This window comes from Plantibacter sp. VKM Ac-2880 (genome assembly GCF_015351235.1).
Taxonomy (GTDB): domain Bacteria; phylum Actinomycetota; class Actinomycetes; order Actinomycetales; family Microbacteriaceae; genus Plantibacter.
In genome coordinates this window covers 225,576-237,329 of record NZ_JADKSJ010000001.1, presented here as the reverse complement: position 1 = coordinate 237,329, position 11,754 = coordinate 225,576, and the positions used below count along the sequence as shown (strand labels likewise).

The 11,754-nt window shown below is 70.0% G+C and carries 11 protein-coding genes; 3 read left to right on the top strand and 8 right to left on the bottom strand.

What is annotated here, in order from left to right; all coding sequences use genetic code 11:
- Positions 1-64 precede the first annotated feature (64 nt).
- From ITJ57_RS01130 to ITJ57_RS01100, 7 genes are read right to left on the bottom strand one after another with little or no spacing between them, the layout of a single operon-like run.
- Entirely contained in the window at positions 65-676 is a 612-nt protein-coding gene (locus tag ITJ57_RS01130; RefSeq protein ID WP_194668469.1) for a DUF624 domain-containing protein, read from the bottom strand.
- A gap of 5 nt (positions 677-681) precedes the next feature.
- Positions 682-2,649, bottom strand: coding sequence for a heparinase II/III family protein (locus ITJ57_RS01125; RefSeq protein ID WP_194668468.1), 1,968 nt, complete (start codon positions 2,647-2,649; stop codon positions 682-684).
- Complete coding sequence (locus ITJ57_RS01120) at positions 2,646-4,460, bottom strand: heparinase II/III family protein (RefSeq protein ID WP_194668467.1); 1,815 nt, start codon at positions 4,458-4,460, stop codon at positions 2,646-2,648. The genes ITJ57_RS01125 and ITJ57_RS01120 overlap by 4 nt, the downstream gene beginning before the upstream one ends.
- Positions 4,457-5,221, bottom strand: coding sequence for an SDR family NAD(P)-dependent oxidoreductase (locus ITJ57_RS01115; RefSeq protein ID WP_194668466.1), 765 nt, complete (start codon positions 5,219-5,221; stop codon positions 4,457-4,459). Before ITJ57_RS01115 ends, ITJ57_RS01120 begins: the two co-directional genes overlap by 4 nt.
- Positions 5,222-5,279: 58 nt before the next feature.
- On the bottom strand, positions 5,280-6,224 hold the full coding sequence (locus ITJ57_RS01110; protein ID WP_194668465.1) for a carbohydrate ABC transporter permease: 945 nt from the start codon (positions 6,222-6,224) through the stop codon (positions 5,280-5,282).
- On the bottom strand, positions 6,221-7,171 hold the full coding sequence (locus tag ITJ57_RS01105) for a carbohydrate ABC transporter permease (RefSeq protein ID WP_194668464.1): 951 nt from the start codon (positions 7,169-7,171) through the stop codon (positions 6,221-6,223). The genes ITJ57_RS01110 and ITJ57_RS01105 overlap by 4 nt, the downstream gene beginning before the upstream one ends.
- Positions 7,172-7,173: 2 nt before the next feature.
- Positions 7,174-8,511, bottom strand: a complete 1,338-nt coding sequence (locus ITJ57_RS01100; protein ID WP_194668463.1) for an extracellular solute-binding protein — start codon at positions 8,509-8,511, stop codon at positions 7,174-7,176.
- A 286-nt stretch (positions 8,512-8,797) separates the two neighbouring features.
- Here ITJ57_RS01100 and ITJ57_RS01095 point away from each other — a divergent pair, with 286 nt between their 5' ends.
- Positions 8,798-9,862, top strand: a complete 1,065-nt coding sequence (locus ITJ57_RS01095) for a LacI family DNA-binding transcriptional regulator (protein WP_194668462.1) — start codon at positions 8,798-8,800, stop codon at positions 9,860-9,862.
- On the opposite strand, the gene ITJ57_RS01090 is transcribed toward ITJ57_RS01095, so the two are convergent.
- The gene (locus ITJ57_RS01090; protein ID WP_194668461.1) at positions 9,863-10,342 is read right to left on the bottom strand and encodes a hypothetical protein; all 480 of its coding nucleotides are present in this window, start codon (positions 10,340-10,342) and stop codon (positions 9,863-9,865) included. It abuts the gene before it with no gap.
- Between the two features lie 77 nt (positions 10,343-10,419).
- Here ITJ57_RS01090 and ITJ57_RS01085 point away from each other — a divergent pair, with 77 nt between their 5' ends.
- Together ITJ57_RS01085 and ITJ57_RS01080 are read left to right on the top strand one after the other, a co-directional pair.
- Positions 10,420-11,301, top strand: a complete 882-nt coding sequence (locus ITJ57_RS01085; protein ID WP_194668460.1) for an endonuclease/exonuclease/phosphatase family protein — start codon at positions 10,420-10,422, stop codon at positions 11,299-11,301.
- A gap of 37 nt (positions 11,302-11,338) precedes the next feature.
- Positions 11,339-11,740, top strand: coding sequence for a RidA family protein (locus ITJ57_RS01080; protein WP_194668459.1), 402 nt, complete (start codon positions 11,339-11,341; stop codon positions 11,738-11,740).
- Positions 11,741-11,754: the final 14 nt, after the last annotated feature.

Below are 11,754 nucleotides of genomic sequence, written 5' to 3'. Positions count from 1 at the left end.
GGCGTCGAGGTTCCTGAAAGCCTAGCGGCGGCCGTCCTGAACGCCTCTGCGGCACCTGCCAGGGTCAGCGCGGCAGACCGGCCCGCCCCCAGACGAGGAGCGCGAGGTACGCCGGGAGGGAGAGACCGAAGAACGGCAGAAGCGTCGGGAACAGATAGCAGAGCAGGGCGAACGTCGCCACGCCGAGGAGGAGCAGCAGGGCCGTGAACGGCCGACGCGCGACGAGTGCGCCGGCGCCGGCGAGCCACGCCCGAGCCGAGGCGTCCGGTTGCAGGGCCGCCGACGCGGGGAGCGCGAGCAGCAGCAGCCCGAGGGCGAGCGCCACGGGCACGGTGGCGGCGAGCAGGGCGATCGCGATCGCCGATCCCTCGTCGAGCTGTGCGGTCAGGAAGGCGACGTCGACGACGAGCATCGCCACCACGGCGACCACCCCGACACCGAGCGGGAGCGACCGCCGCCAGCTTGCCGCGAACTCCCGGAAGACGCCGGTGAAGACCGCCTGGTCCTCCCCCGCGAGCCAGCGACGCATCGAACGACCGGCGGCGATGACGGCGGGGACGGCGGTCACGACACCGAGCGACAGGACGGCGGCGGCCAGGCCCGCCGCAGCGAGGTTCATCGGGTGGACGAGCGCTCCCAGCAGTCGGCCTTCCCAGCCGGTGCGCTTCACTGCCATGCCGCTCATCCTTCCAGCCTCCGTCCCGCGAAGCCGTTGCCGGCCGCGTCCATCCCCTCATGACATGGTCGCGCTCTGTCGAGCCGCACGACCACCTGTTCCACGTCCGTCAGCCCGGGGATCGTGACCATCAGTCCCTCGTCGTCCTCGGTCATCGTCGCGGCCGGCGGCGCGGGCTCACCGAACCGCACGGGCTGGAGCACGGACACGAACCGCGTCGAGTGCGACGGGGACGAGGTCCGGCGTAGCGTGTGCTGCACCCGCTCGATCTCGAGCCCCGGTGTCGACGAGGTCGGGTTCGCCTGGACCGCCGTCGGGTGGACGACGTCGACCGAGTCGACGTCGTCGAGCGAGGTCACCAGGAGCCCCGCGGCACCGGCGGGGGCGAGCCGTCGGCCGTCGGCGAGCAGCGCCGCCGGGTTCGTCGTCTGCAGCAGCCAGGTCCACGTCCGCTCGGTGTCGGCCTCGAGGTCGTCGACGAGGACGAGCGCACCGTTCGGTGTCCGCACGAGGTGACGCCGGAGCCTGCGGATCCCGAGAGTCGGCGCGTACAGGGCACCGATCTCGCTGACGGTGTGCACCCAGTCCCCGGTGAGCGTGACCTCGAGCATCTCGCCGACGCGATCCTCCGCGAGACCGGCGTGGACGTCGTAGTGCCCTTCACGGCCGTACCCGACCCCGTCGACGAGCACCCCGTTGTGGTGCTCGGTCCGCTTCCGGGAGGAGTAGCCCTCGTCGATCGCGAGGTACTCGCCGCCGCCGAGGAGGACGAACGCGCCAGCGTCGGGGTGGTGGTGACCGGTGTTCAGCGTCGTCCAGCCCCGTTCGCGCCACAGACGGTGCGACTCCCGCCACGCCCGCCAGCCGCCACCGGGCGACGCCTTGACCGAGACGAGCGTCGCATCCGCCGCCCACGACGTCCGTCCGGCCACGAGACCCAGATCGGGGAAGTACCTGGACGTGGAGACCTCTTCCAGGCCGACCGGCTCGACCGTGGGGTCGAACCAGAGCAGCTCCTGGTAGGCCTCTGGCAGCACCCCCGGGCGCACACCGCTCTGCGACGCCTCCCGCCAGAAGAAGTCGGTCGACACACGATCGGCCAACCATTGGGCCTGCGGGATCCGGTACTCGGCGGCCAGCTTCCGGTACAGCGCGACCGAGTGCCCACTGCGGTGGTCGTGGCAGTCGCCGTGGTCGACGATGCGCTCGAGGTCCGGAGCCGCCTGGTGGAGGCGGAACCAGAAGGTCTCCCGAAGGTGCTCGCTGCGCGGGAACCAGTCGATCTCCTCGGCGGCGCGCAGCACGTCGAGATAGCTCGCCAGCCACGGTTCGCCGTAGCGCCAGTACACGACGCCCTCGTGGTTCGAGCCGTCGGCGGGGAGGAGGTCGAGGACCTCGTCGAAGTTGGCCTTCGCGCGCTCGGTCCACGCCAGCGCGCCGGGATGCTCATCGGCCAGCACGTACCCGGCGGTGGCGAGCCCGGTGAAGCAGATCCAGTTGTGGTTCTGCCAGTACGACGACGACCACCAGTCGCCCTCGGTCTCCACGGCGAAGTCGAACAGGCGGGTCCCCTGCAGGATCAGGCGATCGCGGAGTCGGGTCCGCTCCCCCTCGTCGAGTGCATCGCCCGCCCAGGCGAGGGCCAGCGACAGGCCGTGGAGCAGCCAACCGGCATCGAGGTCGTGGTCCGGCAGATGGGCGCGCCCCCAGTGCTCGAAGGCCAGTGGCGGTATGAGCCAGCGTCGCAGCTCGTCGAGGTACTGCGGCTGCCCGGTCAGCCGGTGGGCGAGCGCGAGGTTCGCGGCGGCCGGACCGAAGTACGTGATCGAGGCCAGTGGGTGCTCCGACGGAAGCTCGATCCCCCGCAGCCGTTCGCACTCGTCGAGGAGGCGACGGAACTCGCGATGCCGCACGCCGGTCAGCTCGGCGCGGAGGCGGTCCTCCCGCCCGTCGAGGAGCAGTGCCGGGATCACGGCAGCAGCTCCCGTTCAAGGGTTCGTCCGTCGGTCAGGGCGATGACCAGACGCCCGGCGTCGAGACCGACGGACGCGATCGGCGAGACCTCGCCCTCGGCGAAGACCGACACGAAGGTGACGCGCGGCGCCGTCGCCGTCCAGTCACCGACGGCGAGGGGCACGGTCGGGTCATCCGACGGCCCTCTGCCAGGGGCGTCCACGAGCACGGAGGCGACGTCCGCGACGTGGTGCCCGTGCAGCCGGCGCCCTGCGGGACCGGACCAGCCGGTGCGCCAACCGTCACTCTGCTGGACGACCTCGAACGGCACGGCGGGCCGGAACGCGGCGGTGAAGCTGCGGGCGGAGCCGTCGTCGGTCGTCGCACGGACGACGTCCACGAGGATCCCCCCGATGGACTCGACCCGCCGTTCGAGGAGGACGCCGTCGATCGCCGCGTCGGAGGACGCCTGGACGAGCGTCGTGTCGGTGGCGGGGTCGACCTCCCAGCGCTCCACACGGGCGGAGCTCTCGAGCTGATCCGCATCGTCCGCCCGGACCGTCGGGTGCGCGGTCGTCCTCGCGTAGTGGCCGCGCCGCAGCGCACTGCCGTAGGGCGGGACGCCGGGAGCGGGCTGCCACGCGACACCGTCGCCGTAGAGGTACAGGGCGAGCGTGTCGAGATGCCCGTGCGAGCCGCCGTGCGGTCCGGCGTCGAGCACCGCCAGCAGGGAGCTCGCCTCGGAGCGTACGACCGCGTACCCGACGTCGGCGAAGAGCACCGAGCCGCGGTCGAGGACGTCGCCCGGGGCAGGGAGCGGTGTTCCGGAGAACCACCCGTCGAGGAGGTCCTCGAGTCCGTCGTGACGCTCGCCGATCCGCCGCCGGGCCCAGGCCTCGACAGTGTCGAGACCGGTCCGATCCCAGAGCTGCCCGGCGAGGACGCAGATCTCCAGCACCTCGAGGTGGACGCCGAGTCGGTCGTAGGGGCCGTCGTGCAGCATCGGCAGCCGACCGTCCGGTCCTGCGAAGCCGACGAGCACGTCGACCATCCGGCGCAGCCGCCCGACGAGGGCCGGGTCGAGCGCCGCCTGGTCGGCTCCGGCGAGGGTGAGGAGATAGGCGCGGAGCACGAACAGGTGGTAGTACGTGGACCCCTCCCACTCCCAGCCGTCCTGGCCGAGGGCCACGGCCGAGTGTTCGACGGCCTGCTCGATCCAACGGGCCTGATCGCCGTGCGGCGCGACTCCGCCCAATGCGGCGAGCGCCAGGGTGGCCAGGCCACCGGCGGCGTCGAGCCAGGCGACGTAGTTGCTCGTGAGGTCATCGCGCTCGATGACGAGCACCCGACGGGACTCCACGATGGTCTCCAGCAGGGCCTCGAGCATCGTCGCGACGGGTGCGCCCATCGCCTCCCGGGCCGCCTCGTCCTCGGCGAGCACGACGACCGCGTCGGCGATCTGTGTCGCCCAGATCGCCTCCGTCAGCGCCTGCTTGAAGAGCTTGCCCTGGAGCATCCAGCTCTCGCTGTCGCGGTTCCACTCGGCCGTGATCTCGGCGGAGTAGTCGGCGAACTCGCGCACGACGGCGAGCGCCTGTGCCTGGTCGGCGGGGTCGCCGTGTCGTCGGAAGCGGCGCGCCGCCGTGCGCGCGAGTCGGGCCGCCACCTGATGTTCGAGCACCATCCAGGCCGAGGCGTACGGCTCACCGCGCAGTTCGCAGCCGTAGGTGCAGACGAAGGCGTCGCCGCGCGCTTCGAGCAGCTCGGTGCCGTGGGTGGGGCAGACGAAGTCGTGCCACCACCCGCCTCGCGCCCGGGTGACGGTGGTCATCGGAAGTTGGCCCCTCCGTTGATGTCGACGACCTGCCCGGTCACGAAGGAGGACAGCTCGGAGGCGAGGAACAGGGCGACCCCGGCCACGTCGTCGACGGTGCCGGCACGGCCGAGCGGAATGCCGGCGACGATCCCCTCCTGCGCCTTTGTGGGGGTGAAGGTGTTGTGGAACGCCGTGTCGCCGATGAACCCGGGGGCGACCGCGTTCACCGTCACGCCGGCGGGCGCGATCTCCTTCGCGAGCGCCCGGGTGAACCCGATGACGCCGGCTTTCGCCGCGGCGTAGGGCACCGAGCCCGCTCCGCCACCGTTCTCGCTGGCGAGGGACGACATGAGGATCACGCGGCCGGCACCGGAGGCCGTGAGCGCGGGGAGCGCCGCACGGGTGACGGCGAAACTGCTCGTGAGGTTCACGTCGAGCACCTGGTGCCAGTGCTCGTCGGTCATCTCGGCGATCGTGGCCCGCCCGACGAGGTGGCCGGCGTTGTTGACGAGGATGTCGAGGCCGCCGAGCGCCTCGGTCGCCTGCCGCACCACCGCGTCCGCCTGAGCCGAGTCCGTCAGGTCGCCCTGGACCGCGACAGCCGTCCGACCGACGGCGGTGAGCTCGTCCACGACCGAGGCCGCTCCGTCGGCACTCGACGCGTAGTGCACGGCGACGTCCGCTCCGCTGGCTCCGAGGGCCCTGGCGATCGCGGCTCCGATGCCGGCGCCGCCGCCGGTGACGAGGGCGCGGCGGCCGGTGAGGTCGATCTGCATGGTGATTCCTTTGCTGGTGTTCGGTCCGCTCGGGGTGAGCGGTGGGCGGGGTCGCCGACTACTTGATGCCGGCGTTCGTGAACCCCTGGATGAAGTACTTCTGGCAGAACAGGAAGAGGAGGACCATCGGGATGGTCGCCATCGTGGTGCCGGCCATCAGGTACTGCCACTGCGTCCCGTCGAGCTGCTGGAACACGGCGAGCCCGACCTGGATCACCCTGAGGTCGTCCCTCGTCGTGACGAGGAGCGGCCAGAGGAAGTTGTTCCAGCTCTCCTGGAAGGTCAGGAGCGCGACCGTCGCGATCGCCGGCTTGATGAGCGGCGTGTAGATCCGGGAGAAGATGCGGAACTCGCTGAGTCCGTCGATCCGCGCGGCCTCCGCGAGCTCCGTCGGGAGGGAGAGGTAGAACTGGCGGAACAGGAAGATCGCGGTCGCGCTCAGACCTCCGGGGATGATGAGCGCCCACCAGGTGTTGAGCCACCCGGACCCGCCCTGCCCGAGGATGTCGTTCCCGCCGAAGAGGGGCATGAACTTCACGAGCAGGAACTGCGGCACGATCTTCGTGTAGGTCGGGATCATGAGCATCGCGACGAAGCCGAGGAAGACCAGCTCGCGACCGCGGAACCGGATGCGGGCCAGCGAGTAGCCGGCCATCGCGGCGAAGATCAGCGTGATGATCGTGTGCGACGCCGAGATGATGAAGCTGTTCCGGAAGTAGGTGGCGAACGGCGCCGCCTGGAGGGCCTCGGGATAGTTGCTCCATTCCCAGACCTTGGGCAGGAACGTCGGGGGGAACTCGGCGAGCTCGGCCGGGGACTTCAACGACGTCGCGATCATCCAGATGAACGGCACCACCATGGTGAGCGCGCCGAGCGTGAGGGCGAGGTTGAGGACGAGCCGTCCGATCCATCGACGGTTCCGACGCCGCCCGGCCGGCTTCGGCGCGAAGTCCTCGTGGGCACCGGTGACGAGCGACCTCGTTGTGAGCGGTTCGGCGGTCATCCCTCGTCACCCTTCGTCGCGCGACGGCCGATGACGGTCATCACGAGGAGCATCAGGAACAGCAGCACCGACTGCGCCGAGGCCATCCCCATCTCGAAGTTCTGGAACGCGGAGCGGTAGACCTCGTAGGTCATCATCGTCGTGGAGTTGGCGGGCCCGCCGTCGGTCAGGACGTAGATCTGGTCGAACACTTGGAACGCTCCGATGATCGAGATGATGAGCACGAAGAAGGTGGCGGGCTTCAGCATCGGCACGGTGATCGCGAAGAACTTCCGGATCGGGCCCGCACCGTCGACAGCGGCGGCCTCGTACAGCGACGGATCGACATTCTGGAGCGCCGCGATGTAGATGAGCATCTTGATGCCGATGCCCTGCCACGCGCCGACGAGGATCACCGAGGGGAGCGCCCACTCCGGGTCGGCCAGCCAGGCCTGACCGGGGATGCCGACCACCGAGAGGATCCCGTTCAGGAGGCCCTGCTGCGGGTTGAAGATCCACAGCCAGACCATCGCGATGGCGACCGTGGCCGTCACCTGCGGCAGGAAGAACGCGGTCCGGAACCAGGTGCGGAGACGCAGGTTCTGGTTGAGGGCGACGGCGATGACCATCGCGATCGCCATCGAGGCGGGCACGGTCCAGAAGGTGTAGACGATCGTGTTCCACGTGGCCTGGCCGAACACCGGGTCCTGGAAGATCTCCACGTAGTTGTCGAGACCGATCCACGCGGGTGCGTCGAAGATGTCGTAATCGGTGAAGCTCAGGGCGATCGTCGCGAGGACGGGGATCGCGGTCCAGAGGCCGATGTGGAACACGGCCGGAGCGACCATGAGCCAGCCGAACAGGCCGCTCTTCCGAGCCGCACGCTTGCTGGCGGCCCGCCGTGGGACGGGTGGCGGTTGCCGGGGGTCGAGCGTCCTGGGGACGTCGGGGGTGCGCGTCGCGGTCATGATCACCGGTCCAACTTCTTCTGGAAGGCCGCAGCGAGGTCGGTGAGTGCCGCCTTCGCCGTCTTCTTGCGGAGGATCGCGTTCTCGATCGCCGGGGCGACGTCGCCGCGGAGTCCGAGCCACTTGGGGGGCCCGCCCTCACGCTTGGCGACCGAGAGGTTCTCCATCGCGAACTGCACGAGACGGTCGTCCTGCACGTAGTCGCTCTCGAGGAGCTCGGTCAGGGCGGGCACGTTGCCGCGCTGCTGGTTGGCCGCCAGCGCCGGGCCGGGGCTCGCCAGGAACTCGACGAGCTTCTGCGCCGCCCGTTCATGAGCCGAGGTGGCGGAGACCGCCGCCATCGTCCCGCCGACGAACATGCTGGGCGAGTCGCCGGGGATGAGGAACGGTTCGAGGTCGTCCAGCACCTCCGGGTCGGCCGCCTCGGCCTGGGTCCAGACGTTGTTGTGGGCGATCGCCATCGCCGCCCGACCGTTGATGAGCGGGTTGACGGTCGCGTTGGGCGCGGAGAACCCGGTGTCCTCCACCTTCTCGTCGTGGAAGAGGTCGACGATCCGTTGCAGCGCCTCGACTCCCTGCTCGGAGTCGAACGCCGGCGAGCTGTTGTCCTCGGAGAAGAGCGACCCGCCGTTCGAGAACAGGGCCGTCTCGAACATCTGGCGCGGTTCGATCGTCAACATGTCGAAGCCGGTGCGCGTCAGCTTGCCCTTCGCGTCGCGCTCGGTGAGCGCGTCGGCCATCTCGACGAGTTCGTCCCAGGTCCGAGGGGTGTGGTCGTAGCCGGCTTCCCGGAGGAGGTCCATCCTGGCCACGCCGAAGCGGGCGTCGAGCATGATCGGGACGCCGTACACGTCGCCGTTCCAGAGCCCGGCCTCGACGATCTCCGGCGTCATGGTCTCCTCCAGCGACTCGGCGGTGAGGCCTCCGTCGCTCAGGTTGGCCAGGACGCCGCGATCGGCGAAGGCCTCGATCCAGCCGACGCCCATCATCATCACGTCCGGCACCAGGCCGGAGACGACGCCGGTGGTCAGCTTCTCGTTGAGTCGGGCGTAGTTGGTGTAGTCGACGGACACCGTCACGTCGGGGTACATCGCCGTGAACTGCGGCAGCAGCTCCTCCTCCAGCAGTTTCTGCCCCGCGGAGCCCTCGAAGATCGGGGTCAGCATCGTCAGGTCGCCGCTGATGGCGTTCGGATCGGCGTCCTGCTCGGCCGCCGGGGTCGAGCACGCGCCGAGCGCCAGGGTGAGCGCGCTCGCGGTGAGCAGTCCGGTGGCGAGACGGGCAGCCCTGCGGAGGCCGGTGGTCCGCCGGTGGCGTGGCCTCATGGTCCGGGTGGTCATGCGTTGGTTCCCTTCACGGGTATCGATTCGGGGCGACGATGCCGCGAGTCCGTGACGTCGTCGTCATCGGTATCCAGGATCGGCGATGATCTTGTGTATCGATTTACCGACCATAACCACCGATCATGGCGACGTCAACCGACGCAGCAGCACTGGCCCCGCCCGATACCAGTGACCGCGCGGAAGAATTGATCTCAGCTTGGCGGCGCGAGCGCTGTATCGATACACTGGATCAAGGCACCGCTGCCGGAATCCCGGTCGACGCGGAGGCTCGAAAGGGGCGGTCATGGCCGACAAGGTGACGATCCAACAGGTCGCCGCAGCAGCGGGCGTCTCCACCAGCACCGTCTCGAACGTCCTCAACAGTCGTTCCGACCGCATGCAACCCGAGACCCGCGATCGGGTCTTCGCGGCCATCCGAGCGCTCGACTACCGCCCCAACCGGGCTGCACGGCAACTGCGCACCGGCCAGACGAAGACGATCGGCCTCATCGTGCCGTCGGTCAGCAACCCGTTCTGGGGTGCGTTCGCCCGGGAGCTCGAGCAGGCGGCACTCGGCCACGGCTACAACGTCCTCCTCGGCAACAGCGAGCGCGACCCCGGACGGGAGCTCGGCTACGTGGAGGAGCTGTGGGACAACGGCGTCCGCGACATCGTCCTCTGCACCTCACTGCCGTCGCTCGACCACCTGGCGGCCTTCGTCGAGCGCGGCCTCAACCTCATCCTGTTCGACCGTCCCGTCCAGCCCGGCGATCCGCCCCTCGTCGCGAGCATCGGGATCGACAACCACCTCGGCGGCAGCGTCGCCGCATCCCACCTGACCGATCTCGGGCACCGGAGGATCGCGTTCGTGTCCGGGTCGCAGCGTTCGGTGAACCGGACCGTCCGACACGCGGGGTTCCTCGCCGCGGTGCAGGCGGCGGGTCTCGACGCATCGGAGTTGCCGGTGTGGGCGGGACTCCCGGCGGGCGCCGACGAACTCGAGGCCCCCGAGGTCGGCCGACGAGCCGTGCACGAGCTGTTCAGCGCAGGTCCAGCGCCGACGGCCATCATCGCGATCAACGACATGACGGCCCTCGGGGTCTGCAAGGGCATCCGCGATCTGGGGCTCGGCATCGGCACGGACGTCTCCGTCGTCGGCTTCGACGACATCCCTCTCGCCGATCTCGTGTCGCCGTCGCTGACGACCGTCCGCCAGCCCATCGCCCGCATGGCCGCGCTGGCGGTCGAGCAGGTGGTCACGCGTGAAAGGACCGACGACCGGGAATCGACCCCGGCCATCCTGCTGCGGCCCGAACTCGTCGTCCGCGACTCGACCGGTGCAGCGCCCGCCGAGGCGGCTCGCGGCTGATCAGCCGCCGAAGAGCTTGCCGAAGAACCCCTTGCGCGGCTTCCAGCCGGCGGCGGTGAGGGCGTCGATGACGGGCTGCTTGACCTCGTCGGTGGTGAAGTCATACCCCATGAACTGGCCGGTCGTCGTGCCGTCGCGGTCCGTGGACTGCGCAATCGGGGCAACGCTCCGCCCGAAAGTGAAGGTCTTCTGCGGCCCCGACTGCCAGGTGCGCTTCGTCGAGAGGCCGTCCAGCCCGAGCGTCGTCTTCGAGGAGGAGGACTCCTCGTGGAACTCCCACTCGCCGTCCTCCGGGTGCAACTCCACCCGCAGCTCGTACTCCGCACTGAACATCCCCGCGCCGAGGAAGCCGAGCCACCGCTGGTCGGCGTACCGCCAGTGGGCGACCACACCGTCGGGCGTCGGGTCGTAGATGAAGGGGAGGTCTTCACTGTTGAGGGCGAGGATCCGGGCCTGAGCATCGCGGAGGTCGAAGGTCATGGGGTGAGTCTAGGCAGACCGCCGCGCCCGCGACATGGGGACAGCTCCCCTGCATCCGTCTCCCCTACGCTGACCGGGTGAGCGAAACCATCCTGGCCCGGAACCTCCTGACCGTCATGAGTTACAACATCCGCACCGCGGTCGCCCAACCCGGTCACGAGTGGGTGGACCGGGCTCCGCTCGTCTCGCAGGTCATCGCCCGCAACGGGCCCGACCTCCTCGGCCTGCAGGAGGTCCGTGGGAACCAACTCAGCGACCTCCTCCCCGGCCTCACCGAGTACGACTGGTTCGGGCAGGGTCGCGACGGCGGCACCGCGGGCGAGTACGGGCCGGTGTTCTTCCGTCGCTCACGGTTCGAGCGGCTCGACGCCGGTGACTTCTGGCTCTCCGACACCCCCGACGCCCCGGGCTCGAACACCTGGCCGTCGCTGCACGCCCGGTTCGTGACCTGGGTGCGGCTCCGGGAGCGACAGACCGGGGACGAGCTGGTCTTCGCCAACACGCACCTCGACCACGAGGCCACACCCCACGGCGACGACGTCCGGACGAAGAGCGCCGAACTCATCGCGGACCGCTTCGCCGAGGTGGACACGCCGATCCTCCTCACGGGCGACTTCAACACCCCACGCGGATCCGAGGCGCACGTCGCCTTCGAGCGAGCCGGCTTCGTCGACCTGTCGCCGGCGGTCGAGGGCACGGACGTCGGCACCTTCCACGGGTACGGCCCACAGCGTCCCGGGAACGCGCGCATCGACTGGGTGCTCGGCCGTTCGGGCGCACCCGGCCCGCACGCCAACCTGGAGCCGATCGACACCCTCGTCGACGATCAGCCGCCGACCTCTGAGGCGAGCGACCACTTCCCGGTGGTCATCCGGGCGCAGCTCACGCGCGGCGCTCAGCTCCCCGAGCTGGCCTCGGCGTCGAACCCGGGCGACGCCGTGGGGCACGATGGAGCGTGAGTCGCCCCGCGACCGAACCGCACCACGAGGAGGAACCATGTCCGTCGTCAGCCTGATCCGCGCCGAGCATCTCTCCGATGCGGCCGAATACGCCTACGCCTCGTCCGTCCCGGCGAGCGCGAAGCTGCTGTTCCTCGCCGGGTCGTGCCCGCTGAACCTCGACGGCTCGACGGCCGCCGTCGGTGACGTCGCCGGGCAGGCGGCGAAGTGCGTCGAGAACCTCGTCATCGCCCTCGAGGCTGCCGGGGCGACCCTCGCCGACGTGGCGAGCACCAGGGTCCTCGTCGCCTCGTCGCAGCAGTCCGATCTCGTGACGGCGTGGGAGGTCGTGCGCGCCGCCTTCGGCGATCACGACGTGCCGTCGACGCTGCTCGGTGTCACCGTCCTCGGCTACGACGACCAGCTCGTCGAGATCGAGGCGACCGCCGCGATCGCCTGACCGGTTCGGTGGCG